Here is a 26,869-nt window from a genome sequence, read left to right as displayed (position 1 = left end):
GGTCGGTTATAATGAAGAGAAATCATACCATGATGCAGTTTTTTGAATGGCACCTGGCTGCAGACGGAGATCATTGGAAGCGACTGGCTGAAATGGCCCCGGAACTGAAAGCCAAAGGCATTGACTCGGTATGGGTGCCACCCGTAACCAAGGCGGTGTCAGCAGAAGATACAGGTTATGGTGTATATGATCTGTACGATCTGGGCGAATTTGATCAAAAGGGTACCGTACGGACCAAATATGGCACCAAGCAGGAACTGGTGGAGGCCATTGCCGAGTGTCAGAAAAACGGAATCGCCGTCTATGTGGATCTGGTCATGAATCACAAGGCCGGAGCAGATGAGACGGAAGTTTTTAAAGTGATTGAGGTTGATCCCAATGATCGAACGAAGGAAATTTCTGAGCCGTTTGAGATTGAGGGCTGGACCAAATTCACATTCCCGGGTCGCGGGGATCAATACTCCTCTTTTAAATGGAACTCTGAACACTTCAACGGCACGGACTTTGATGCCAAGGGAGAACGAACAGGTGTATTCCGCATCGCAGGAGAGAATAAAAAATGGAATGAGAATGTTGATGATGAGTTTGGCAACTATGACTATCTGATGTTCGCCAATATAGATTATAACCACCCGGATGTTCGGCGCGAGATGATCGATTGGGGGAAATGGCTGATCGATACCCTCCAGTGTGGTGGGTTCCGGCTGGATGCGATTAAGCATATCAACCACGAATTCATTAAGGAGTTCGCAGCAGAGATGATCCGCAAACGCGGTCAGGATTTCTACATCGTAGGCGAGTTCTGGAATTCAAACCTGGATGCATGTCGTGAATTCCTCGATACGGTAGACTATCAGATCGACCTGTTTGACGTGTCTCTTCACTACAAGTTGCATGAGGCTTCGCTTGCAGGTAGAGACTTTGATCTCTCCAAAATTTTTGATGATACCTTGGTGCAGACACATCCTACCCATGCGGTAACCTTCGTAGATAACCATGACTCCCAACCTCATGAAGCGTTGGAATCATGGATTGGTGATTGGTTTAAGCCGAGCGCTTATGCGTTGACGCTATTACGTCGCGATGGTTATCCGGTTGTATTTTACGGGGATTATTATGGTATTGGTGGACCTGAACCTGTGGATGGCAAAAAAGAGATTTTGGACATTCTGCTGTCTGCCCGTTGCAACAAGGCGTATGGAGAGCAGGAAGATTACTTCGATCACGCCAATACGATTGGCTGGGTACGTCGTGGCGTAGAGGAAATCGAAGGTTCCGGTTGTGCAGTGGTCATCTCCAACGGGGATGACGGTGAGAAGAGAATGTTCATCGGAGAGCATCGTGCTGGTGAAGTCTGGGTGGATCTGACGAAGAGCTGTGATGATCAGATTACCATTGAGAAAGACGGCTGGGCCACCTTCCATGTATGTGGTGGAGGCGTCTCGGTATGGGCTCTTCCTGAACAGAATGAGGACTGCGCTGACGCTGAGTAACGGCATGTGCCAGGCAGGATAAGAAATGATACACCGACCGTATAAAAACAGTATATATAGATCGTTGAATCACCTGAACAGGAGAGCATGCATGCCTGTGTTCAGGTGTTTTTTTTGCATTTTTCTAGGTGTAACTAAAACTCCATCCTAACGAACTCAGCACGCCTTATTTGCACTGAATTAGCGTTATTGGAATTCTAACGCATCTCAGTAATCTTATTACTCTCAAAAACGATTGAAATAACGCCAATTGGAGCAACATCACCAGATTAACGCGTCTGAGATTCGTTAGAATACTGGTAACTCGGATTTCAACCGAATAAGGCCTCTCAGATTCGTTAGCTTAACTGAGTTAAGCTAACGAATCACTGCTACTAGTAAAAACATGAAATGAGAAAGGAACAGTTCGGTTCCACATCTTAATACATGGTACAATAATCCAAATATGGAGTGTTAGAAAACAAAATGAGAGAACGTAATAAGCGATATTCTTTGCAGAGGATTGGAGAAGAGGAGAGATGACATGAGTCCCAAAAGAGAGATGAACCGTTTCTTCCCGTTGGTCATGTACCTATGTGTAATAGCCGTGTGTCTGGGGGCTTGCAGTTTGGGACCAAACCAGGGGCCAGCGGATACGCCTGATGATTATAATTTGACAGCAACGGTGGATGTGAGTCATGAATCCGGAGTTGATCGGATTACTTATGAGATTTTGGTGAATGAGGCTCGGGTGCCCATGGTTAATGTCATTCAGACCTTCACCCTCGATCCCAACATGATAAATCGAATAGATGCCGGAGAGATACTTCATTCCAATGTGAGTAATACACACGAAATTAGTTTAGGGCCGGACAAGGAACCGCTTGGATTGAGTCTGAGCAGAAGTTATGTCTTGAAACCAAAGGCGGAGATCGACAGCAATATCCTCCAGCGTTATGCAGATATGTATATCAAAATTTCCTATGGCCCAAATGATCAGCGAACGGAAGATTATTTTCATGTTCAGGCCGAGCCGTCTCCAAGGACGATTGAGTATATGAAGTCATTGGAGAGAGATTAGATTAATAGAAAGGCAGCATCCGCCAGTTCCGTATGAGGAATCTGAGTAGACGCTGCCGGTTCATCTATTTGAGATAGTAAGGTTATTGCTTTTCAAAATACTGATTCATCGTATCCCACATTCGATTGAACTCACTTCGTTCCATTGAAAATGCTCCAGGCTTTTCGGGTTTGTGGTTTTACCTACTCCAGTTCAAATGATTCCAACGTACCAACCATCCGTAGATCATGCGCGCGGTTGAACTGTTCCCGTTTGTCCGCATCCGCGTACTCATCATGATAATGCATCAGTACGGTTTTCTGTCTCACTTCCGCGGGTAACTGCTCCAGATCCTTCAATGAGGTATGGGATTTGATCACCAGATCGTGCATATGACATTCATGGAAAATCAGCTGCACATCAGCGGCAACCTGCTCCACCCGTTCCTGATCGAGTGTACTGTCTGCACTGTAAAAGAAGTAAGGCTTGGCGAGTAGCCCATTGCTGACCATACCGGGAACATGTTGCGTCCGAAACGTCTCAAACGTCACGCCGCCCAGTTCGAATGTGCCTCCATCTGGCAGGGGGATGACATCGTAGTAATCGCTCATGGTACGTTCACCATCCGTTGTGTAGCGCATGCCGGGGGATAGAATGTTCCAGAGTGGCTCTACCAATTGTTCGTGGATGAACAGACGGGGTTTGCGGTCGCCTACGATCTGTGCGTAATAACCCAGCATCTGTACACCATTAATATGATCTTCATGCAAATGGGTAATGAACACATTGTGGATATCGGTCATGGCGAATCCATATTCCTTGAGTGCTTTAGCATTTGATTCTGGGAAATCAATGACCAGATGCGTTCCTCCAAATTCGGCCAACATACTATTGTGGTGCTGCTCCATGCTGAACATATCTCCTGTGCCGAGAAAAGTGATTTTCAATTCATTTCATCTCCTTGTGTGATCTTCAGATCAGCATCCTTGCGTTAAATCCAGTATACCTTGTTCCCGAATATATGCCTAAATCAACCTTTTTTGATAACGCTATCATTTTATATTGAACTTTGATGATAAACAGTGTAGCGTAAAGATGGGAAGTGAACCCATATGAACGTAAACTCACCTAAAGGGAGCGTGCGAGGCGAATGAAATCTTTTCTGGATGAACAATTTTTGCTGCACAATGAAACGGCGATCAAGTTATATGAGGATTATGCCAAAGACATGCCGATTATTGATTATCATTGCCACCTCAGTCCTCAGGAGATCTACGAGAACAAAACCTTTGGCAATCTTACAGAGGCTTGGTTATACGGTGATCACTATAAGTGGCGGCTCATGCGCGCAAACGGAATTGAAGAGCAATATGTGACCGGCGGCGAGGGAGTAACCGATTACGATCGTTTCATGGCTTATGCCAAAACGGTACCGATGATGATTGGTAATCCACTGTACGCCTGGTCTCATCTGGAATTACAGCGATATTTCGGCGTCTACGAAGTATTGAATGAGACAAGCGCACCGGCCATCTGGGAAAAAGTAAATGCCAAACTGAACAGTGACGGATTCGGTGCACGCGATCTGATTACCAAATCCAATGTCACTGTTGTGTGCACAACCGATGATCCAACGGATTCTCTGGAGTATCATCTGAAAATTCAGGAAATCGAAGGCTTTGATACGGCGGTATTACCTTCTTTCCGCCCGGATAAAGGCTTGGAATTGAACCGGGATACCTTCGTGGAATGGGTGGGCAAGCTGTCGCAGGCATCTGGCACTGCCATTTCAGATTATGAATCCTTCCTTGCTGCGCTGGAGTCACGTGTGGAATTTTTCCATTCCGTCGGCGGCAGAGTCTCTGACCATGCACTTGATTATGTTCCTTACGGCGTGGCTACACGCGAAGAAGCAGCTGCCATCTTTGCAAAGGTACTTGCGGGTCAGAAGGTAACTCGTGAGGAAGAGGACAAGTACAAGACGGTAACGCTGACGTTCCTTGGCAAACTGTATGCAGATCGGGGCTGGGTGATGCAGTTCCACATTAATGCAGCCCGTAACAACAACACACGGATGTTTGCCAAACTTGGGCCGGATACTGGTTACGATGCCGTGAATGATACGCCGCTTTCCGCAGCGATGATTGGATTGCTCGACGCGTTGGAGCAGCAACAAGCACTGCCCAAAACGATTCTGTATTCTCTGAATCCAAGGGACAACGAAGTGCTCGCGGCGATCATCGGCAGCTTCCAGGGCGGGGGCATTCCGGGCAAAATCCAGCTTGGTGCCGCCTGGTGGTTCAATGATACGAAGGATGGCATGCTCGCTCAGATGAAAGCCTTGGCGAATGTTGGTCTGCTCAGCCGTTTTGTTGGCATGTTGACCGATTCACGCAGCTTCCTGTCCTACACCCGGCATGAGTATTTCCGTCGTCTGGTCTGCAACCTAATTGGTGAATGGGCCGAACAAGGGGAGGCACCGCAGGATATGGATCTGCTTGGTCAGATCGTACAGGGCATCGCCTACAACAATGCAAAAGAGTATTTCCCGTTTGCTTCAGTGCCAAAAACAGTCTCTGCTTCACAGTCTTAATGAGCAACAAACGCACCTAATCATGCAAGTTATGCAATATGAAGTTTCTCTAGTTTCTAATTTTCAATCGTAATATATAATGCTCCCATTTCTTACCCCCGGGTCATCATCCATCGGAGTAAGGAATGGGAGTTTCTTTGTAAGTTGAATTCGTGCGATTGCACATAATAAGTATAGCAAGCTCCAATGACGGCAAAATGACAAAAACCAAAATCAAGCGCGTATAGGCTCTTGGTTATGGGTTTATATTGTTTATTTTTAGATGTTTGACATTTGCTTCTTGCGATAATATACTTAGTACACCTAATTAATTGTTCATCTATTTAATTGTACTACTATTTAATAGATGTCCTATGATGTTGGATGTCTATGGAATGATAAAGAAAGAAGGAGGGACCCATTATGACTGGTATAGATCCGGTCGCTCAGAAGCTTTTGTACTCCATTATGCAGTTTAATAAAGGCAAATGGAGGCAACATAAACCTCATGGGCGCAATCACAATGAAATTATGGTGCTGGGTTGTTTACTCCACGGGATGCATCCGGGAGAACAATTGAACTGGCAGGACAATCCGCCTGATTTCAATGACACGATCGAATCCAATCATCCCGGGATGAAAGTCTCGGAAATCAGCGCATTGCTACGAGTGAAGTCACCGACCATTACACCTGTTATTCGTGGCCTTGAAGATGAGGGGCTGGTCAAACGGACGATGGACCCGGAGGATCGTCGTGCTGTTCGTATCACGATTACTGAGGCAGGTCGTGAAATTATTCGGGCTGCTCACCAAGAACGCATGGAAATATTCAATAAGTTAGTTGAGCATTTGGGTGAGCAAGACAGTACTCAGCTGGCTGAGTTGTTGACAAAGGTATACACCTTTTTTGATACATTAACTTCCTTGCAAAAGGATGATTCGACAAGAGGAGATGATAAGCCATGATGAAACTGTTTAGCATGTTGAAGCCATACCGAATTCCGATTATTTTCATTCTGGTTTTGGTACTGTTTCAGTCGCTTGCTGAATTGTACCTGCCTACGTTAATGGCAGATATTGTGAATGATGGCATCATTAAAGGGGATATCCCGTATATCTGGCAGATTGGTGGATGGATGTTGGTCATCGCGATTGGCGGAACAGCGTGTTCGGTGGTTGCCAGTTATCTCTCATCTCGAACAGCGGGTGGATTTGCCAAACAACTGCGTAGCAGAGTATTCCGCCATGTGGAGAACTTCTCGCTCCAGGAGTTCGATAAGATGGGTACTGCTTCACTGATTACGCGTACGACGAATGACATCACGCAGGTACAGAATGTACTTACAATGATGCTGCGCATGATGATTATGGCTCCGCTCATGTGTATCGGGGGTATCTTCATGGCGGTATCTCAGGACGCCAAATTATCTACGATTTTCCTGGTCGTGCTTCCGGTACTCGGTGGAGCTATTGCGCTGATTGGTGCCAAGGGTTTACCTTTGTTCAAAACCATTCAGAAAAAGCTGGACCGACTCAACCTGGTGCTACGTGAGCAGTTAACAGGGATTCGGGTTGTTCGTTCCTTTAACCGTGGGGAGCATGAGAAAGTGCGCTTTAACGGGGCCAATACAGAACTGAGAGATTCATCGATCAAAGTTAATGTGCTCATGGCGACCATCATGCCTGTGATGATGCTGGTTATGAACTTTTCGATGATTGCCATCCTTTATTTTGGTGGAATGCGGATCGACACTGGTAATATGAACATCGGTGCATTGATTGCCTTCATCCAGTATGCAATGCAGATCATGTTCTCACTGATTATGGTTTCGATGATCTTTGTTATGATTCCAAGGGCTTCAGCATCGGCAGAACGGATCAACGAAGTGCTTGATATGCAGCCGGATCTTAGCAATCCCGAGCAGCCTCGTGGTATGAAATCCATGCAGGGTATGATTGAGTTTGACAATGTAACTTTCCGTTATCCGGGCGCAGAGAATCCAGCTTTGTCCAATATCTCCTTCACAGCTCGCTCAGGTGAGACAACAGCCATTATCGGTGGTACGGGTTCTGGGAAATCGACATTGCTCAGCCTTATTCCACGATTTTATGATGTGACCGAAGGCAGTGTTCGGGTAAATGGTACGGATGTGCGTGAAATTCGGCAGGAAGATCTGCGTGCCAAAATTGGCTTTGTACCACAAAAAGCAGTCCTCTTTACGGGTACGATTACGGAGAATATTCGTCACGGGAAAGATGATGCCACAATGGATGAAGTTGTTCATGCGGCCCGCACGGCTCAGGCGGAGAACTTCATTACCGAGATGAAAGAGGGATATGACAGCCTTATCGCTCAAGGTGGTAACAACGTATCTGGTGGACAAAAGCAACGTCTGTCCATCGCTCGCGCACTTGTTCGCCGTCCGGAAGTTTATATCTTTGATGACAGTTTCTCTGCTCTCGATTTCAAAACGGATGCTAAACTTCGTGCTGCGCTGAAGTCCGAAACGACAGAAGCTGCTGTGCTAATTGTTGCGCAACGCGTAAGTACAGTAATGGATGCTGATCGCATTCTGGTTATGGATGAGGGCCGAATTGTCGGTTCAGGAACACATAAAGAGCTGCTGGAGCACAATGAAGTGTATCGCGAGATTGTATCCTCCCAGCTGACAGAGGAGGAGATCGCATGAGTGAACGTACAGAACGCAAGTCGCCTCGTCCCCATGGTGGGCCGGGTCCAGGTCCCGGAATGGGCATGCGACCTCCCGCTGAGAAAGCAAAAGATTTTAAAGGCACACTGCGTCGCTTGATTCGTTATCTCCAGCCCCATAGTTCTCGTCTGTTAGGTGTGCTGGTTGCAGCCATTTTGAGTACCGTATTCAGCATCATCAGTCCAAAAATTATGGCCGAAGGAACGGATATTCTCAGTAAAGGCGCCATCGCCATCCTTCAGGGTGTACAGGGAGCCGGAATTGATTTTCCTGCATTGATAAAAGTATTATACCTGCTTGGCGGACTCTATCTGTTCAGTGCTGCATTTATGTATGTTCAGCAATACCTGATGGCCGGTGTGGCCCAACGTGTTGTGTATGACATGCGTGAGCAGATCAGTGCGAAGGTTGGACGTCTTCCTTTGAAATATTTTGACTCCCGCACAACTGGGGAGACACTTAGCCGTGCCACGAATGACGTGGACAATATCAGTAATACACTTCAGCAAAGTTTGGCACAGTTCATTACGTCCATCGTCACAATTGTCGGCGTAATTATCATGATGCTGACGATTAGTCCATGGATGACGCTGATCACGATTTTGACGTTGCCACTCAGTGTAGTTGTTGTCATGCTGGTTGCATCTCGTTCGCAAAAACACTTTGCGGGTCAACAGAAATCCCTTGGGGAACTGAATGGTCATGTCGAAGAGATGTACACGGGACACAAGGTCGTCAAAGCATTTGGACGCGAAGAACAATCCGTACAGCAATTTGAGAAGGTCAATGAAGAATTGTATGAATCTGGCTGGAAAGCCCAGTTTATCTCCGGTATTATTATGCCGCTCATGAGTTTTGTGGGTAACTTGGGTTATGTACTGATCTGTGTGGTCGGTGGGATCTTCGTTACACGTGGTTCTATCTCTATTGGGGATATTCTGGCCTTCACACAATATTCCCGTCAATTTACACAACCGATTAACCAGATTGCAAATATCTCGAATATTATTCAATCGACGATTGCTTCGGCAGAACGGGTATTCGAGTTGCTGGATGAAGAGGAAGAAGTTCCGGAGTCCAAACAACCCGTGCAATTACAGCAGCCTAAAGGTGCGGTTGCATTCCAAGGTGTTAATTTTGGATATAAAGAAAATGAACTGCTCATTCATAACATGAATATTGATGTAAAACCGGGACAGACGGTAGCCATTGTTGGACCAACGGGAGCCGGTAAAACCACCCTGATCAACCTGTTAATGCGTTTCTACGAAATTCAGGATGGTCGGATTACGATTGACGGTGCAGACATTAAGGACATGGAGCGTGGTAAGCTGCGCAGTCTGTTCGGCATGGTGCTTCAGGATACCTGGTTGTTCAACGGAACGATTCGGGACAACATCGCCTATGGTCGAGAAGGTTCTACGGAAGACGATGTAATCAAGGCAGCCGTTGCGGCACATGCGGATCACTTTATCCGTACACTGCCTGATGGTTATGATACGGTGCTGAATGAAGAGGCGTCGAACATCTCTCAAGGGCAGAAACAATTGCTGACCATTGCAAGAGCGATTCTGGCGAACCCGGCTATCCTCATTCTGGATGAAGCGACGAGTAGCGTGGATACACGGACCGAAGTATTTATCCAGAAAGCAATGAATGATCTGATGAAGGATCGCACGAGCTTTGTCATTGCACACCGTTTGTCTACCATTCGCGGCGCCGATCTGATCCTGGTTATGGATCATGGTAACGTGATTGAACAGGGTAATCATGATGAATTGATGGCAAGTCAGGGCTTCTACGCCGATCTGTACAATAGTCAGTTTGCGGAGCAACAACCGCAGGCGATCTGATTACACTGTAACTAACTAGAATAGCCGGGAGCACTCTTAGGGGGGCTCCCGGCTATTTGTCGTGTATCCAGAGGAGTCGATTCTAATGTGGAGCAGATTGGATTCGTTTGGATACGATGGATCTATAAGATATGAAGGAACGTTGGCATAGTAATTGGGTTGTGGTGCTCGTCAGCCTTTCAGTTGTTTGCGTGAAGTGCAGACAGGATGAGGGTTCATCCTTCGTCCATGCTAACGAATCGTAGACACCTTATATGGAGGATTATCAAGCACTCCCAATTCTAACGAACTTGAGACATGTTATTTCTCGGATAAGCAGCACAAAGCGGTAAAATAAACTGTAGAATGAGGAAATAAAGTGTCTATGATTCGTTAGAACGCCGGTATTGTGGAATTGTGCCTATTAGAGTGTGCTGAGTTCGTTAAACACTTTCAAATAAACCGTAGTCATAATTGTCTTACATATGCCATGCTGCAAAAGTAAAAACGGGACGAAGCGGTGTAACTACACTGCTTTGTCCCGTTTGTTTATATTTTGAATTCATCGTACACCAATCGAGATACAACCACACGGGCATAAGATCACCGATTGGGAAATCCAGATTGGTCATGAGATACTTTGTAAGCCTCAGTTTGGGCATAGCATGACCCGCATTTTACTGATCCTTAGAATCGTTCGCAGGTTCATCAGTGTCATTGCTAGAGACCGACCTTACTTCTGCCTTCACGTCGTCGCTGTTAGCTTCCTCCAGCGCAGACGGAGCGGGTTCACCCGGGATTAATTCGCGCTGCTCAATCATGCGTTTGACAACCTCATAACAGTCATCCACATGTTTGTTACCCACATAGCGCATGGCTGTGAAGCTGAGTGCGGCAGCCAATCCCTGTCCTGCAAATGGGACAAATTTGGCGACGGATTTGGTGGCTACGCGTACGCCGACTCTTTTCAGAACCTGGACAACCAATTCCTTGGTGATCATACGACCAATGACTTTGCTTCCGATGGACATCACGAATCCATAGATCATGGATTTGGTCTCGGGGTCCATGCCGTCCAGCTGTTTTTGTGATAATCCGAATTTATTGTTAATGGCAGGCAACAGCTGCATCAGCATCCCCACATCAGCCAGTACGTCTGTACCGGGCAGCGGAACGAGTGTTGTGCCGGCAGAAGCGGTAGCTCTTTTGCGAACCATGGTACGGCATTCCTTGCGAACTTGCTCCAATTGTTCCAACGTTGCCGGAATCATAGGGAATCCCTCCATTCGTATATGGTATAGATATAACCGTTTTGACTCAATTTGAATGGGTTCTCACCAGCAAAATTTGCAGCCTTATGACATTAAGGTGCGGAGAAACCCTTTTTTCCATGCATACATCTGGTTAAACAAGGAAATGGTTTATGGATAAACGGGTCATCTAGCTATTACGAATGAATGAGGATTAGGATGCATACCTGATTGGGAAACCTATTTGGAATCATGATGTGTACTTAGCGAAGGGCTTGTTTACGGCTTCGACCTTTGTGGGTAAAGGGTAACAAGCATTGGAATGGAGGAAGAGGGATGGAGTTTAACAAAGCGTTGTTAATTCATCATCATCATTCGGGCAAGGCCAGTCGTGAGAATACAGTGGGCCTTGTGGCTGGTGTGCTGGCTCCCGCTGTCCATGAACTCGTCATTGTGCGTACGGATGAAGCTGGTGAAGGAGAGAAGCTGTGTCGTGAACGCGGGGAGCAATTCGATGTGGTGTTTATCCTGGGTGGGGATGGCACGGTGCATGAATGCGTGAATGGACTGGCCGATCTGCAACATCCTCCGTTGATTGGTATATTGCCTGGAGGCACCTGTAATGACTTTGCGCGTTCGCTCGGGATTTCACCGGATGCAGAGACTGCGGCACAAGAAATGCTGGCAGGTCGGGTGGTATCCATTGATGTTGGACGAGCTAATGATCGGGTGTTCACGAACTTTTTTGGCATTGGCTTGATCAGTGATGCTTCGCAGAATATTAACGAGAATCTGAAAGGCGCGCTGGGTAAGCTCAGTTATTTTATCAGTACCTTACAGACAATTAGTCATACGGAACCGTTTCGTTACCAACTGGAGGCGGATGGGAAAGAGATGGAAGGCGAAGCGGTGATGATCTATGCAGCCAATGGCCGTTTTCTGGGAACAAATGCATTGCCCTTTGCACCGGATGCGTTGCAGGATGGCGAACTGGACGTGCTCATTATTCATGAGACAGGCATTCCGCTGCTGCGAGAGATTCTGTCGCACAAGCCAGAGGGAGAATGGCAACCTCAGAGTGAGAGTATTTCATACTTCAAGGCATCTACGTTAAAAGTGAAGACGGATGCGCCGATGTCAGCTGACACGGACGGCGAATTGTATATGAAGACACCCGCCGAGCTGTCGGTGCTGACGGGTCACCTGAAGTTTCTAACCGGGGAGGGTTATTAAATCCCCCGGTTTTTTAGTTTGATTTTAGTTGATCGAAAACTTAAACATTCCCTGGCTGATCTCTCATATCACGTTGCCTGAACTCATCCTCAAGCATGCTCATCTGAATGGCATCATGGTATTGATGATTGTAGAACAAGACATCCCGCTTCACACCCTCGCGCTGGAATCCAAGCTTCTCATACGTGCGAATGGCTCGCTCGTTGAAGGCGTACACCTCAAGCTCGATTCGATGCAGGTTACAGATTCCGAAGCCGTAGTCCAGCATAAGTAGCAACGCCTCGCTACCGTAACCTTTTCCTTGATGCTCCGCCTGATCGATGGCAACCCGGATATGTGCACTGCGATTCTTGGCATGCATGTCCATCAGGACGACATCTCCGATGATCTGGTCATTTTCCTGTAAAGCAATAAGTAGCATGAGTCTGGTGTCATCTTGTGCAGCGCTCTCAACATAACGTTCAACCTGAGCACGTGTGAAACTGTTCTGTGTACCCGTCAGCCTGCGCATCTCGGCGTCAAACAGGCCGGGGAAGTAAGCATCCACATCTGTAATCTCGAAAGGGCGCAGGTATATGCGCGACGTTTCCAGCAGACGAGGGATACGTGGGGATGGTTTTGGTGGTGACATTGTTGTTTCCTCCTATGAGTTCAAGGCTAGTGTTATTCATGTTATGTATCGTATTAATCAACGGGAAATAGATAATTAACAACACTTTACCATATTTTCTCATGCTTGTAGCTATAATGGTCGATATAAGTATTGTCGTGCTTGCTAAGCCGAAGAGAAACCTAGTTTGAAGATTCGTATTACTCTGCTCGAATTACATATTTTGATTTGCTGTACTGTATACATAGCTGCGTTGTAGTAAACCAGACATTCATAGTCTTAAACAGACGTATCAGTTTACCTTAGCAGGCCGATAGATTTTATATAATAGAAATGGGGATTTAACGAAATGCGAAAGTTAGAGAATTATTTGAAGTGGTTTACTGTTTTTTTAATTTTGGTTACACCGCTGTTTACTTCACCTGGACAGGTCTTAGCAGCGAAAAAAGAAATCTATATTACTCTTTCTGGTGAGAAACACAGATATGTGGGAGAAGTCAAAAATGGTGTTCCTAATGGTAAAGGAATATCCTACTTTCCAAATGGGAAGAAGAGCTTTGAAGGTAAGTTTGTAGCGGGGAGGCCTCATGAAGGAAAAAGGTATAACTCTGATGGGAAGCTTTACTCGGATATCTCTAATGGACAGGGAAAGATCTATTACCCAAATGGAAAGTTTAATTATGTTGGTAAGGTGGATAAGGAAACGTGGCTTCCCTCAGGTAAAGGTACCGAGTACGACATAAATGGAACGGTTAAATATAAGGGCGATTTTTTGAATGGTTCGTTTCATGGTCAAGGTAAGTGGTATACAGAATATGGTGAAATGTTCTATCAGGGTACGTTTAAGAATGGTTTGCCACAGGGACAAGGTAAAGCATATCAATATGGAGAAATTGCCTATGTTGGTGCATTTGATAAAGGAGTACCCACGTATTCTGGCAAAATTAAATTGTACGAAGATGGTGTAATCATCTATGATGGGCAGGCTAAAAATGGAGCTATTACCGGCAAAGGTAAAGGGTACTTAAACGGTAAGTTAGTCTATGTGGGCATGTTTAAAAACGGAAGACCAACGGGTGAAGGTAAATTCTATACGGAGAATAGTAGTGATGGCCCTAATATATCTATTTATATCACTGTCGATTAAGTAACAGGTAAGTAATTACAGGATCAATTCAAAACTTTCAGGAGCAGAGTCCTATAATCATGATTAGATTTCAACCAATAAACCATCGGTAGGTGTGTTCATTGCATCGCCCGATGGTTTTTGGCATAACTGCTTTTGAGATACAGCTATATATTTAGTTTCGCCTAACAGCTCCATCCAGAAACAGGGCCACCAGTTCCTGCGCAAGTTCCTCAATGCTGCCGCCATTCATGTTGCGTACATCTTCGCGGTTTGCGAGCATCAGCAGTGACGTAAATGCATGGGCAAGCAGCATAGGGTTCCCGACCCGCATATAACCATTATCCATCTCCTTCTGAAAATGGGTAGCTAGTACTTCGAATATGCGAACCTCTGCTTCCCGAATCTGAGCGAGTTGCTCCGTGTCCAGATGTTTCTCGGCTTCTCGCATCATGGTCTCCGTTTCAATATGGGAATGCTGCATCTTCGCTTCAGCAACCTTAACCAGTCGTTCTTGCAACGTACCAGGTTCATCCAGGCGTAGCGAAGTCTGCTGCATGCCCATCGCCATCATGCGGGTTATGGCAACGGTGAACAGGTCGGCTTTGCTGGTGAAATGATAATAGATTGATGCTTTGGTCACATTACATAACGAAGCGATCTGCTGGAGAGAGACGGGTTCATACCCGTATTCCATAAACAGACGTGACGCGGTCATCAATATGTTGGATTGCACAGATGCTTGATCCACAGCTGTTTTGGGTCTACCCGGTGAACGGGGAATGTTTGTTTTTTTGCTCATAAGTACATACCTCTTTACGTATTTAATTGCTTGTTAGAAGTGTTCACAAAATTAGGCATTGCAAAATTAACCTTCCGGTATATATAATTAACTCGATTATACTATGACCCGTGGTTCATTACTATACCATCATATATATTAGGGCTTCATAGAAACAGAATAGGGAGATGAAGAGACAATGCAGGAAGGTTCGGGTTACGGCCGCTGGGTTGCCGGCAAACGAAGCAAATGGATTACGCTGTTGGTATGGGTCATTATCGCCGTTGTGCTTGGTATGGTATGGCCTGCTGTAGGTGATCGTGAAACCAATAACGCACAGGATCTGAGTGAATCTAAACCATCGGTTCAGGCAGCTGCACTTGCCGAGAAGGAATTCCCTGGCGGTGAAGGATTGCCCGCACTGATCGTATGGCGTCAAGCCGGCGGTCTGACGGATGAGCAGATTGAGAACATTCAGGCATTAACGGAGCGACTGGATCAAGATCCGGTAGAACAACAACAGTCCGTTGTGCCACTCTATCAATTGCCACCACAGGCATTGAAAGGCCAGCTTTCGGAAGACGGAAGTACTTTGGTTATGCCACTTTTCTTCAATGAAGGTGCCGATTCAGAACAATTGAAGGAAGCTATTGAAGCACTTGAGCAAAAAACACAAGACATCTTCGGGGCAAACCCGTTTGATGTAGCCATAGATGATGCCAATACACTGATTGCCCGTGTGACAGGGCCAGTAGGGATATCCATTGATGCGAGCGGGCTATTCTCCTCCGCCGATGTATCCTTGCTGATCGCTACGGTTGTACTGGTATTAGTACTGTTGCTGTTGATCTACCGCTCGCCTGTACTGGCAATTATCCCGATCATTGCGGTTGGATTCGCGTATATGGTGACAAGCCCCATTCTCGGATTCATGGCAGATCAGGGCTGGATTACGGTGGATGCACAGTCCATTTCGATCATGACCGTGTTGTTATTTGGAGCAGGAACGGATTACTGCCTGTTCATGATCTCCAGATACCGCCAGATTCTCTATCATGAGCCGGACAAAAAGAAAGCCATTTTCCAGGCAATTACCGGATCATCTGGCGCCATTGCCATGAGTGGATTCACGGTCGTTGCAGCACTACTGGTACTGTTGCTGGCTGAATACGGTGCATATCATCGCTTTGCCGTACCATTCAGTCTGTCCATCTTTATCATGTTTATTGCAAGTCTGACACTGGTTCCGGCGCTTCTGGCGATCTTCGGTCGGGGTTCATTCTATCCGTTCGTACCACGTACACATGAGATGGAAGTGGAGCGTGCTAAGAAAAAAGGCAAACCGGCTCCTGCCCCGCGCAAAGTGAAGGAAAGCTGGATTGGCCGTGTTGTAGTAACAAAGCCATGGACCGTTCTTGCAATTACGTTGGTATTGCTGGGAGGACTGGCGGCATTCTCTACTCAGGTTAAATTCACGTATGATCTGTTGTCTTCCTTCCCGGAGGATGTGCCTTCCCGCGAAGGTTTCACCGTCATCGGTGAACAATTCTCCCAAGGTGAGCTGGCTCCAGTCAAAGTGATCGTTGATGCCGAAGGCAAAGAAACTGATCTGAAGCAACGTCTCGAATCGCTGGATTACATTAGTAAAGTAGGCGATGCTCAGCAGGGTGCCGAGAATGCCAACATTACCGCCTTTGATGTGGAATTTAATCTGAATCCATATTCCATGGAGGCAATGCAGCATATTCCAGATCTGCGGGCTACTGCGGAACAGGCGCTTCAAGATGCTGGTGTAGCTAATGTGGACAGTCAAGTCTGGATTGATGGTCAGACGGCTGAACAGTATGACATTGAAGTAACCGGAGAACGGGATGCCAAGATCATTATTCCGGTGGTCATCGGCATGATTACATTGTTACTACTGTTGTACTTGCGTTCAATCGTAGCCACAGCATACCTGATTGCAACTGTTGTTCTGTCGTATTTCTCTGCACTGGGTCTGGGTTGGATCATCATTCACTACGGACTTGGCGCAGATGCCATTCAGGGAGCGATTCCGCTGTATTCCTTCGTATTCCTCGTGGCACTGGGTGAAGACTACAACATCTTCATGATCTCTAGCATCTGGCAGAAACGCAAAACGATGCCGCTTCGTCAAGCGATCAGAGAAGGTGTTGGCGAGACAAGCTCTGTTATTACATCTGCAGGTCTGATCTTGGCAGGAACGTTTGCGGTACTTGCTACATTGCCAATTCAGGTGTTGGTGCAGTTTGGTATAATCACAGCCGTTGGTGTGATGCTGGATACCTTCCTGGTTCGCCCCTTCATGGTACCGGCGATCACCGCATTGCTGGGTAAATGGGCCTTCTGGCCAGGCAAGTATGTTCCGATTGCAGAGAAGAATGAGGCGAAACAAAACCAGTCCATGTAATGCATGGATTGGGTGAGATGGACGGCGGGGCTTCAAGCCTGCTGTCCATTTCTTTATTTTCCGAACGATGATGACCTCTACCAGTTGTCCTCCTGAGATGGAATGGTGGAACTGTAAAATATCCGCAGGATGAGGCGTGATCCTTGTTTTCTTTGCATGGGGAAGGTTTACGTAGCCAAGGGTTATGGGACATAATAGAGAGAGCGTCGGCCTTGAGCAGACGGATGATCAACATCAATGGGACAACCAGGGGAAGGATGAAAGCAAGCATGACGAACCAACTTAATGTGTATTTTAACCATGACGGCGGCGTGGATGACCTCGTATCGCTGTTCATGCTTCTGCAAATGGACAATGTACATGTAACCGGCGTATCGGTTATTCCGGCAGACGGATATCTGGAGCCAGCAACAGATGCCAGCCGTAAAATTATCGATCGTTTCGGTACATATTCCGTAGAGGTATCCAAATCTAACTCCAGAGGGAAAAATCCATTTCCTGCGGCGTGGAGACTGCATTCCTTCTATGTAGATGCACTTCCTGTACTGAACGAGTCCGGCAAAATGGAAGCACCACTCTCTGCCGTTCCGGCACACCAGCATCTGATCGAGAAAGTGCGCAATACCGAAGGCAAAACGTTGCTCCTGTTCACAGGCCCACTGACAGACCTTGCGCGTGCACTGGACGAAGCACCAGACATTGAAGAGAAAATCGACAAGCTGGTATGGATGGGCGGTACATTTGAGCGTGGTAACGTAGAAGAACCTGAGCATGATGGCACAGCTGAGTGGAACGTATTCTGGGACCCGGAAGCGGCTTACCGTGTATGGCAGAGTGGTATCCAGATCGATCTGGTTGCACTGGAAAGCACGAATAAAGTACCTCTGACTCCAGCCGTTCGTAACCGCTGGGCAGCAGAGCGTCGCTTCGAAGGTGTTGATTTCCTGGGTAACTGTTACGCAGGTTGTCCGCCACTGGTGTACAGTGAGACAAATTCCACATACTATCTGTGGGATGTTCTGACAACGGCTTCCGTTGGACGCGAGGACATCGTGAAGAAAAAAACCGTAAACTGTATTGTCATCCCGGATGGTCCTAGCCAGGGCCGCACGGTGGAGCAAGCAGACGGACGTCCAGTACAACTGGTGTATGATACCGATCCGGAAGCGTTCTTTACGTACATGACGGATTTGGGTAAAAAAGCTGCTCCGCAGCGCTACTAATTCAGGCAGCCTCAGGGCTTGCCAACATTAAAGGTACAAAAATAAATCCGCAGGCAGTGGTCTGGATATGGGGTTGAACCCCTTAATCCCGTCCCTGCCGTGCGGCTTTTTGTTTTGGGCTGATTTATATAGTAATCTAGCTACCCGCTATATTTTAAATCGACCAATCAATCCGTTCAGCTCACTGGACAATACCCGCAGCGATTCGGCGGATGCACTCATCTCATCCATGGATTGCAGTTGGCTACCGGTAGCGTGCGATACCTTCTGGATGCTCGAAGAGGATTCGCGTGAGATATGTTCCATATCCTCCACAGAAGCGGATACTTCTTCTGCACTGGCAGACAGCTGCTCAGATGCTGCGGATACTTCGTGCAGACGTTCATTCATCGTCTCAATCCCGGTATGAATGGATGTGAATGAACGGCCTGCCTCCTGAACAACAGCGAGACCGGATTGGACTGCTGATGTGCTGGCAGACATATGTTCTGACAACAGGGCAGTCTGGCGTGTCATCTCGGCGATCAGTTCGGTTACATGCTGGGACGATTGCTCTGATTCCCCCGCAAGCTTGCGAACCTCTGAGGCAACCACCGCAAACCCGCTGCCATACTCTCCTGCACGAGCCGCTTCAATACTTGCATTAAGTGCGAGCAGATTGGTCTGTGAAGCGATGCCTTTCATCAGATGTGCTACCGACTCAATTTTACCTGAGTACTGCTCCAGCTGAGAGGTGGAGGCCACCATCTGCACATTTGCTTGATGAATTTTGTCCATGCTGTCAATCGCCGTGTTGATGTTGGCTTGACCTTGCACCGCGTTATTGGTCGTTTCCTGTGATACATCCGCGACTATAGAAGAAGAATTCGCAATGTGCTGCATGCTGCGTGTGATCTCTTCCATGGCTACCGTAACTTCGCCCGCACGAGCCACCTGTTCGGCAGCTCCACTGGCCGTATGATTCGTATGCTCGGCAATACGCTGACTGGCTTCTGCAGTCGCCTGTGAATGTTTCGATACTCCTTCTGCAGCCTGTAGCAGAGAGTCGGAGCTTTGACGGATGCCCGTCATGACATCACGGGTACCTGTAACCAGATGTTTGAACTCGGAAGCGAGTTGTCCTACCTCGTCCTTGCGACTAAGTTCAACGTTGACGGTCAGATCGCCTTTTCCTACCTGGGTAATTAACTTCTTCAACTTCACCAATGGTCGGGTCAAGTAATGGGCGAATCCATACACCAGCAAGACACTCAGCAGAACAATAGCTAAGGCTGTCCAGATCATGGTCATACGGTTGCGGGACATCAGTTCATAGACCGCAGTGGAATCCAGATCCGCACCGACCAATCCTAGTACTTTCCCGTCAGCCCCATGGATCGGCACATATGCTGTAATGGTAGCGCCATATTCATCCTGTGTGAGTTCACCCCGAATAGGCTCATTCTGTTCAAAAGCTTGCAGCATTCCTTCATAATGGGTCTCTTCTGCGGAACCGTAAGGGGAGAAGTCATCCTCTGCCACATCGGCAGCAGCCCCATCCACAACGTAGAAATATGTATTTGTTCCATTTTCTTCGCGTGTACCAAGGGTGTACAGATACTTGAGTCCATTGGCCTCTCGCAGCTGACTGAGCTGCTCACGCAATATGCCGTAATACGCTGTCTCGTCCTGTCCGGTACTGAGTGGTGCATACAGAGAGGTGTCAATTAATGCAGCTGCCCGTTCACCCACAGCCTGTGCTTGCATCCCCATGGATTGCTCGACCAGTTGGGCCGATGAACGGTACATGGTAATGCCAAGAACCGCACCCGCGGCCAGCATCAGACAGGAAAAAAATAAAAAGATCCTCATAAACAAACTGTTCATTGGTAAAAGTGTTCCCCCTTGATCTGTTAAATCAATCGTCTTTTTGTCTCTTTACTTGGTGCTTGTCGTTCTTCTTTGGTTCGTATGTATTGTATATCAAATATACAGTTTTCTACTTGAAATATCGGCATCCGGTCCATAAAGAATTAGCTCCCGAGTCAATTTGACCCGGGAGCTGGTTTCGTTTCAATCCTATATTGACCATGCTCATCATTGGAACACACCTCATTGTCACTACATAGAGGGGCTTCACATGACTGAGTGATTACGTCATTACATCGTTCCGCCGCCCTGGCGAACAGAGGCAGGAATCTTTTCAGGTCCCTGATTAATATATTTATTGATAAAAGTACCTACTTTGGCATCGTCGAATTGGTCGAGCTTCATTGTTTTGGTCCATGCGGTCACCACGACTTCACTGCCCTCGGGAATATCCTTGTTGGGTACAGCCAGAATACCTGCTCCGGCTTCGCGGAATTTGGCTAGGTATTTCAGATGTTCCTTCAAATCCTGGCTTGCGTTCTCACGATAATAGATGATGATGTCCCCGTGCTCCAGATTGTGTACCAGATAATTATAGCCTGGGAAGTCGGTGTAAAATCCAAACTTGATATCATGCGGATTATGCGGCCCCGATGTTGGAATTGTCATCTCATACTGAATGGGGTCCTCCGTATGGTCTGCCCCATAATATTTATCGTCCGTCACGTCGATTGTCGCGTTGGATTCCAGATCAGCTACATTATATGTTTTACCTGCTCCTTGCATGAAGAACAGGCCAAACGTAATAATCGACACTGCCATCATTACATGTGCAGCCAGCCGAAGGGAGCGACTTTTTTTCTGGATGTCCGCCCTTTCCTTCTTTTTCATGTGGCTCAGGATTTTACCCTGTGTGCGTGATGCCCAGATATAGGTGGCGATGGAGAACAGCAATACAATTACACCTACGATGAGCCACAGGTAGGATGTACCTGCCTCGTGCTCCATTTGCATATGATTCATATGAGTCATGTCCATAGAGAGTTCCTCTGCTTTCTTTGTAAAATGAGTGATTAATACACTACATAACGTAGTGTTGGTGGCAACGATGAATCCTCACATTACGTAACGAGAGTTGCTGGATTGGTTTATTACGTAAATAAGAACATACCTGTTGCACTACACATTATAGTGTATGATACATGCTCGGCGCAACGCTGCCATAGAAAACCTAAAAAAGGCCTTCCCGGCATGAGCAAGGAAGGCCTTAATATAAATCCAAAGAGTCAGTAAGATTTATATTTATTGAAATAACCATTTACACGAAACGTAGAGGACAGAAAGAACCTGAAGAAGCGGAAGCTAAAAGCTTTCTGCAAGAAAGCTGCTTCGGAAGCATATGCTTCGCCTTTATCTCCAGATTTTCACCTTTGTAAAAGTGAATAAAAAAATCTGGAGATAACAGCGATCGGAAGGTTGTTCTGTCATCGAAGTAACGAGTGTAAACAGCTTTATTCCAACTGATATAGTTTACAGACGTCCAAAAGGCGAAAGCATCATGCCAATCAGTCCAATGATAATCTCACCCAACAATCGATACAGAATAAAGAACACGACCACATTGGCGATCAGCACGCTGTACATGCTGTCGATGGCTGCTTTGGTACGATTCAGTGGATATTGGAACAGCACCGAGTTCAGCGCAACAAAGATAATGATATACGAGACAGCAAGCAATGAAATCGCGATGGAATACGAGATGATAATAAACAGATTCGCCAGAACAAGGGATACGACAGCAGGAACAAGCAATGTACCAAACTGGGCAACCAGTGTTTTGGGACGGAAGGTTATTTTTTCAATCTTCAGAATAGCGTACATCAGTGCAATAGAGGCAATCAGGATAATGACGGTGAACAACAACGGTCTTAAAAATCCACCAATGAACAAGCCGTCCATGCCTATGCGACTAAAGGTAATTAAGAAGTATGTAGAAGATAGAACTGCGATTAGCGCCATTGTTAGCCATCCGTTTAGGGAATGCTGGTCGCCAACGGTTTTCATCGTCTGATAAGGACGGGCCAAGACACTGAGGAAATAGGATAGATACTGTTTGCTTACTTCTTTGGCTTGCTGAACTTTCTCATTCTGCACAATATTATTCCACTGATTGGAGCTATTGTCTTCTGCAGAAGCATGGTCATTGGTACCTGTTGATTCTCTCGCCTGTTCCTTGTGAATGGAGATGGATGGTGTGTTGGGTGGAACGGATGCCTGGGAAGAGGTAGCCTGCGTGCTGGACCAACGGGTATATTCGGGTTCGGAAGCAGCAGATTCCGAGTTCGGTACAGGAGTTGGTGATGAGGTTGTTTGCGTTAGATTAGAGCCGCACCTCTCGCAAAAATGGGCATCTCCATTTTCGTGATTACATACTGGACATTTCATGGTATAATCCTCCAATTTCTAGAAAATAAAAACATGTCAACATTGTGTCTCATTTTAACGGTTAATGACGAAGTTTGTCTATGTTTCGCAGGAATTAGTACCCATTTAGGGAAAGTTGAAACAAAGCCTCGAATCCTGTGTATGAAAACGGAGTATAGAAGCAACAATAGTATAGGAATGACATGCAGGCATATTAATGTAAATTCACTGTGGTTTAAGACGAATTGTTTTTAGTTGTTAATGTCTCATCGTTCGCTTTTATGTGTTATTCTCATGTTAACTATATCTTTTGGGTTGCCTATGATCGTATATTTATGTATAATCAATCGTGTTAACACGTCGAATGTACGGTAGTAAGAGATGTGGGTGAGTTCATGGAACTACTGGACAGCAATGAGAGCAAGAAGAAGATGTGCCAGTATTATAACGAAATCTCGAAGGAACTGTTCGGATTTGGCACCACTCTCCTGAGAGTGACCATTGACCAGAATATTGTGACCTTCTACGCGAAGCACCGACGTTCACCGCGCTCTGACGCCCTGGAAGGGGAGGCCCCCGGCTTAAAGCTGGAAGTGGACTTCCGCATGTCTGTCTTATATAAGAAGAAATTCCGGGAGAAGCTCGAGCAACACATGGGTTTGCCAATTGAAGCTATATTGCGGGATTATGATGCGTCCACTCAGTGGGCAATCACAAATGTGATTCTGGAACAGGCCTAAGGATGGATCGGCAGGATTGATTCTTGTTGATGTATGCAGAGGTTATGGCCCGGATTCATGATCAGGTTCCGTACAATTTCATATGATGGCGTCTGTCTTTGGATTGATTCTGAAGCAGAAACCGATGATGTACCGGCAGCGGGTGTCGCTTTCCTTTGTTTACGAAGAAAAGTGTTCTTGTTTATACAAGAGCACTTTTCTTTTTGTTTTTTCATACACATCACACATATCAGGGGGAATAAGGATCATGATGAAAAAGTGGATTAGCGGTTTGGCAGCAGTGGCAATGACATCAGTATTACTTGCAGGTTGTGGCAGCAGCACGGATGATGCAACAGGCGGATCAGGGAGTGGGGGAACCGCAGCGAACAAATTGGTTATCTCCACTTGGGGCTTCTCCGAAGATTTCTTTAATGAAGAAGTATTTGGTCCATTCGAAAAAGAACATAATGTAGACATCGTGCTCGAAGTCGGCAATAACGCTGAACGTCTGAATAAAATTCGTCAAGGTACATCCAATGTCGATGTTATCTACCTGTCTGATTACTATGCACAGCAAGGTATCGATGAAGGTCTGTTTGAGAAAATCGACCGCTCCAAAATTCCAAATGTAAATGACATTTATGATATTGCCAAAGCACCACTTGGTGAAGATTATGGCCCAGCCTACACGGTTGGACAGCTCGGTATCGCTTATAACCCGGATCTCGTATCCAAAGAAGTGACTTCATGGAGTGACCTGTGGGACCCGGCGTTCGAAGGTAACCTGACCATCCCGAATATTACGGCAACAGCAGGCCCAATGGTTGTGGATGCAGCTTCCCGTGTAGCCGGTAACGATACGTTTAATGAAGATGCGGCATTTGCTGAACTGAAAAAACTGAGCGGCAATGTGGTGAAATTCTACAGTCAAACATCCGAATTCGTGAACATGTTCTCCCAAGAAGAGATTGCAGGCGGACCGATCATGGAAATGTATTTCAAAGATCTGAAAGCAGCCGTGCCTAATGCGAAGTTTGTTACACCTAGTGAAGGTGCATATGCCGTGATGAACACAATCAATGTCGTCAAGGGCAGCAAAAACAAAGAACTCGCTGAAGAGTTCATCAACTGGCAGCTTAGCCAGGATGTACAAGCGAAATCTGCTAAAGCAAAAGTCGATTCCCCGGTTAATACAAAGGTTGAACTGACTGCTGAAGAAGCAGAAGGCGTAACATACGGCGCTGAAGTTGTTGAGAAGCTGAACAAGCTGGATATGGAATTCGTGAATCAACAGGTTAAAGGCTGGACAGATCGCTGGAACCGTGAGATTGCACAATAAACAAGTAACCGACTGACTTAAAGTTATCTTGGGTCAACATGTTTAACTAAACTTTTTACACGAGAACGGAGAGGGCAGAAATAACGTGAAGAAGCGAAGCGTTCGCCTTTATCCCCGGATTTTCCCCTTGAAGAAGGGATTCAAAAAAATCTGGGGATAACAGCGATCGGAAGGTTATTCTGTCATCGGAGTGGTAAGTGTAAATATTCTTTAGTTCAACTTATCATTTGCAGCAAGCAACCATATCACCGCATAGGAGTTGAGAACGGATGAGTGAAGCGCAAAATCGCATCATTCTGGACGTGGACACGGGGATTGACGATGCACTGGCGATTTTGCTGGCCGTCAAAAGTCGGAAGTTGGACATTCTCGGCATCACCACAGTCTGTGGGAACGTATCACTCCAGCAGGCAACAGAGAATACATGCAAAATTCTTGAACTCGCGGGTGCACCTGAAATTCCGGTCATTGCCGGAGCAGCTGGGCCGCTCACTCGCAAGTCGCATTATGAACACCGGGTACATGGACAGGACGGATTGGGCGGTGCGCTGCCTGATCCGGCCGTGTCTAAGAAAGCCGAGGAAGGTTTTGCGCCAGACTTTATCGTGGAACAAGCCAAGCAATATCCGGGCGAACTGACATTAATCATGACCGCACCCTTAACGAACCTGGCACTCGCGCTGATGAAGTGTCCTGAATTGCCTTCTTTATTGAAGGAAGTCATCTTCATGGGTGGCGTAGTTCGTGGACATGGCAACATTACACCAACCGCCGAGTACAACACCTACGCTGATCCAGAGGCCGCACGTATCGTACTGCACGCAGGTATTGATAAGCTTACCCAAGTCGGACTGGATGTGACGCGTCAAACATTGCTGAATGAAGCAACGATTGAGCGTCTCACTGATCCTGCACTGCGCGCATACGTTGCTCAGAGCACGGAGATTTACATCAACCGTTACGAACAAATGAACGGCGTCCGCGCTTGCGCTTTACATGATCCACTAGCCGTAGGCGTAGTCCTTGCCCCGGAACTGGTAGGACGCAAATCGTATTACGTCGATGTCGAAACCGCCAGCCGCCTGTGCGATGGCCAGATGGTATGCGACTTCCAAAATCGTTTGGGTGAGCAGCCCAACACCCTCGTCTGCGAAACCGTAGATGCGGAAGCATTCCTTGAACTGTTTATCAACGCATTAAACGCGTAGTTGCTCTGCCCCAATTAGATATTTATACGATTGCGGAGAGTGCAGAACCGATCTGGAGAAGCGAAGCGTTCCCCTTTATCCCCCGATTTTTACCTATGAAAGTGAATCAATAAATCGGGGGATAACAGGGATCGAAGGACGGTACTGCAATCGGAGTATTCAAGTATCAATCTCGAATTAAATTTACAAGTCAGGAGTATCGCGATGAAGAAATCAGTAATCTACTGGCTATTGCTGCCGGGATTCGTGTTTTTGGCGGCATTTATGATCATTCCGATTGTCCTGACGATCGGGTCGACGTTTTTCCAAGAAAACTCCTTCACGTTTGAAGGATACATGCATTTTTTCAGAGACCCATACTTTTTGAAAATATTGCTTACGACGCTGCAAGTCAGCGTGGTCACCACCATCGTCTGTGTGGTGCTCGGATTCCCGACAGCTTATTATATTTCGCAGAAAGCGCCGCGCCGCAAAGGCATTTTGCTGGCATTGGCGATCTTCCCACTGCTGACGAGCCCGGTCGTGCGCTCGTTTAGCTGGATGATCATTCTTGGACGCAAAGGGTTGATCAATAACACCCTTGTTGGTCTGGGTATCGTGGACAAGCCGCTGGATATTCTGTATACACCAGCAGCGATGATGATTGGTCTGACGCATCTGTTCCTGCCACTGATGATTATCTCTCTGGTGGGCGTGCTGGAAAACATTGACGGTGACCTGCTCAAGGCAGCACAAAGTCTGGGCGCCTCGCGTATTACGGCATTCCGCCGGGTTGTGTTCCCACTGGCTGTGCCAGGACTTGTGATCGGAGCTGTGCTTGTTTTTGTCGGAAGCCTGACGGCGTATACCACACCTGCCCTCCTTGGAGGAAAGCAACGCGTGATTGCTACGTTCCTGTATCAAAACGCCATGACTCTCAACGACTGGTATCTGGCCTCGGTTGTTGCCGCGATTATGATTGTAATTACATTTGTCGTGGTTGGTGTCATGAACAAAATGGCCAAAACTTTAAATCCGAAGGGGTAGA

General features: G+C 46.8%; 21 protein-coding genes. 14 read left to right on the top strand and 7 right to left on the bottom strand.

Annotation, left to right across the window (positions count from 1 at the left end; translation table 11 throughout):
* Positions 1 to 11: 11 nt before the first annotated feature.
* On the top strand, positions 12 to 1,493 hold the full coding sequence (locus tag EL84_RS04090) for an alpha-amylase (RefSeq protein ID WP_047840810.1): 1,482 nt from the start codon (positions 12 to 14) through the stop codon (positions 1,491 to 1,493).
* Between the two features lie 523 nt (positions 1,494 to 2,016).
* Positions 2,017 to 2,553, top strand: coding sequence for a hypothetical protein (locus tag EL84_RS04085; protein ID WP_152682959.1), 537 nt, complete (start codon positions 2,017 to 2,019; stop codon positions 2,551 to 2,553).
* 182 nt (positions 2,554 to 2,735) lie between these two features.
* On the opposite strand, the gene EL84_RS04080 is transcribed toward EL84_RS04085, so the two are convergent.
* Positions 2,736 to 3,479: an MBL fold metallo-hydrolase gene (locus tag EL84_RS04080; protein ID WP_047840808.1), complete on the bottom strand. Its 744-nt coding sequence runs from the start codon at positions 3,477 to 3,479 to the stop codon at positions 2,736 to 2,738.
* A 203-nt stretch (positions 3,480 to 3,682) separates the two neighbouring features.
* Here EL84_RS04080 and uxaC point away from each other — a divergent pair, with 203 nt between their 5' ends.
* The 4 genes from uxaC to EL84_RS04060 all read left to right on the top strand — a co-directional run bounded on the left by uxaC (position 3,683) and on the right by EL84_RS04060 (position 9,668).
* Positions 3,683 to 5,125 carry a glucuronate isomerase gene (gene uxaC, locus EL84_RS04075; RefSeq protein WP_036667887.1) on the top strand — a complete coding sequence of 481 codons (1,443 nt, stop codon included), beginning with the start codon at positions 3,683 to 3,685 and terminating at the stop codon, positions 5,123 to 5,125.
* A 402-nt stretch (positions 5,126 to 5,527) separates the two neighbouring features.
* Positions 5,528 to 6,070 (top strand): MarR family winged helix-turn-helix transcriptional regulator, encoded by a 543-nt coding sequence (locus EL84_RS04070; protein WP_036612904.1) that lies wholly within the window; start codon positions 5,528 to 5,530, stop codon positions 6,068 to 6,070.
* Entirely contained in the window at positions 6,067 to 7,794 is a 1,728-nt protein-coding gene (locus EL84_RS04065; protein ID WP_047840807.1) for an ABC transporter ATP-binding protein, read from the top strand. Before EL84_RS04070 ends, EL84_RS04065 begins: the two co-directional genes overlap by 4 nt.
* The gene (locus EL84_RS04060; RefSeq protein ID WP_047840806.1) at positions 7,791 to 9,668 is read left to right on the top strand and encodes an ABC transporter ATP-binding protein; all 1,878 of its coding nucleotides are present in this window, start codon (positions 7,791 to 7,793) and stop codon (positions 9,666 to 9,668) included. The genes EL84_RS04065 and EL84_RS04060 overlap by 4 nt, the downstream gene beginning before the upstream one ends.
* A 656-nt stretch (positions 9,669 to 10,324) precedes the next feature.
* Here the strand turns inward: EL84_RS04060 and EL84_RS04055 are convergent.
* Positions 10,325 to 10,918, bottom strand: coding sequence for a hypothetical protein (locus EL84_RS04055; protein ID WP_036612896.1), 594 nt, complete (start codon positions 10,916 to 10,918; stop codon positions 10,325 to 10,327).
* A gap of 315 nt (positions 10,919 to 11,233) precedes the next feature.
* On the opposite strand from EL84_RS04055, the gene EL84_RS04050 reads away from it, so the two are divergent.
* Positions 11,234 to 12,130 carry a diacylglycerol/lipid kinase family protein gene (locus tag EL84_RS04050; protein WP_047840805.1) on the top strand — a complete coding sequence of 299 codons (897 nt, stop codon included), beginning with the start codon at positions 11,234 to 11,236 and terminating at the stop codon, positions 12,128 to 12,130.
* A gap of 40 nt (positions 12,131 to 12,170) precedes the next feature.
* Here the strand turns inward: EL84_RS04050 and EL84_RS04045 are convergent, their stop codons facing one another.
* On the bottom strand, positions 12,171 to 12,761 hold the full coding sequence (locus EL84_RS04045) for a GNAT family N-acetyltransferase (RefSeq protein WP_047840804.1): 591 nt from the start codon (positions 12,759 to 12,761) through the stop codon (positions 12,171 to 12,173).
* 328 nt (positions 12,762 to 13,089) lie between these two features.
* Between EL84_RS04045 and EL84_RS04040 the strand changes: the two genes are divergently transcribed.
* Entirely contained in the window at positions 13,090 to 13,887 is a 798-nt protein-coding gene (locus EL84_RS04040) for a hypothetical protein (protein ID WP_047840803.1), read from the top strand.
* A gap of 154 nt (positions 13,888 to 14,041) precedes the next feature.
* Here the strand turns inward: EL84_RS04040 and EL84_RS04035 are convergent, their stop codons facing one another.
* A complete protein-coding gene (locus tag EL84_RS04035; RefSeq protein WP_047840802.1) occupies positions 14,042 to 14,668 on the bottom strand; it encodes a TetR/AcrR family transcriptional regulator in 627 nt (208 codons plus the stop codon).
* Positions 14,669 to 14,846: 178 nt separating this feature from the next.
* On the opposite strand from EL84_RS04035, the gene EL84_RS04030 reads away from it, so the two are divergent.
* Complete coding sequence (locus EL84_RS04030; RefSeq protein WP_047840801.1) at positions 14,847 to 17,078, top strand: MMPL family transporter; 2,232 nt, start codon at positions 14,847 to 14,849, stop codon at positions 17,076 to 17,078.
* Positions 17,079 to 17,347: 269 nt separating this feature from the next.
* Positions 17,348 to 18,301: a nucleoside hydrolase gene (locus EL84_RS04025; protein WP_017691781.1), complete on the top strand. Its 954-nt coding sequence runs from the start codon at positions 17,348 to 17,350 to the stop codon at positions 18,299 to 18,301.
* 147 nt (positions 18,302 to 18,448) lie between these two features.
* Here the strand turns inward: EL84_RS04025 and EL84_RS04020 are convergent, their stop codons facing one another.
* The 3 genes from EL84_RS04020 to EL84_RS04010 all read right to left on the bottom strand — a co-directional run bounded on the left by EL84_RS04020 (position 18,449) and on the right by EL84_RS04010 (position 22,594).
* Entirely contained in the window at positions 18,449 to 20,167 is a 1,719-nt protein-coding gene (locus EL84_RS04020; protein ID WP_047840800.1) for a methyl-accepting chemotaxis protein, read from the bottom strand.
* A gap of 273 nt (positions 20,168 to 20,440) precedes the next feature.
* A complete protein-coding gene (locus EL84_RS30690) occupies positions 20,441 to 21,187 on the bottom strand; it encodes a DUF3105 domain-containing protein (RefSeq protein WP_053061376.1) in 747 nt (248 codons plus the stop codon).
* Positions 21,188 to 21,679: 492 nt separating this feature from the next.
* Positions 21,680 to 22,594 carry a hypothetical protein gene (locus tag EL84_RS04010; protein ID WP_047840799.1) on the bottom strand — a complete coding sequence of 305 codons (915 nt, stop codon included), beginning with the start codon at positions 22,592 to 22,594 and terminating at the stop codon, positions 21,680 to 21,682.
* A gap of 374 nt (positions 22,595 to 22,968) precedes the next feature.
* On the opposite strand from EL84_RS04010, the gene EL84_RS04005 reads away from it, so the two are divergent.
* The 4 genes from EL84_RS04005 to EL84_RS03990 all read left to right on the top strand — a co-directional run bounded on the left by EL84_RS04005 (position 22,969) and on the right by EL84_RS03990 (position 26,868).
* On the top strand, positions 22,969 to 23,313 hold the full coding sequence (locus EL84_RS04005; RefSeq protein WP_017691786.1) for a Na-translocating system protein MpsC family protein: 345 nt from the start codon (positions 22,969 to 22,971) through the stop codon (positions 23,311 to 23,313).
* Positions 23,314 to 23,563: 250 nt separating this feature from the next.
* On the top strand, positions 23,564 to 24,634 hold the full coding sequence (locus tag EL84_RS04000; RefSeq protein WP_036613093.1) for an ABC transporter substrate-binding protein: 1,071 nt from the start codon (positions 23,564 to 23,566) through the stop codon (positions 24,632 to 24,634).
* Positions 24,635 to 24,903: 269 nt separating this feature from the next.
* Positions 24,904 to 25,842 carry a nucleoside hydrolase gene (locus EL84_RS03995; RefSeq protein ID WP_047840798.1) on the top strand — a complete coding sequence of 313 codons (939 nt, stop codon included), beginning with the start codon at positions 24,904 to 24,906 and terminating at the stop codon, positions 25,840 to 25,842.
* Between the two features lie 204 nt (positions 25,843 to 26,046).
* A complete protein-coding gene (locus EL84_RS03990; RefSeq protein ID WP_036612869.1) occupies positions 26,047 to 26,868 on the top strand; it encodes an ABC transporter permease in 822 nt (273 codons plus the stop codon).
* The last annotated feature ends 1 nt before the right edge of the window (position 26,869 follow it).

It is taken from the genome of Paenibacillus sp. VT-400 (genome assembly GCF_001029205.1).
GTDB lineage: Bacteria > Bacillota > Bacilli > Paenibacillales > Paenibacillaceae > Paenibacillus > Paenibacillus amylolyticus.
Note: the sequence above shows the minus strand (reverse complement) of the source record. Positions and strands in the feature narration are given on the sequence as shown.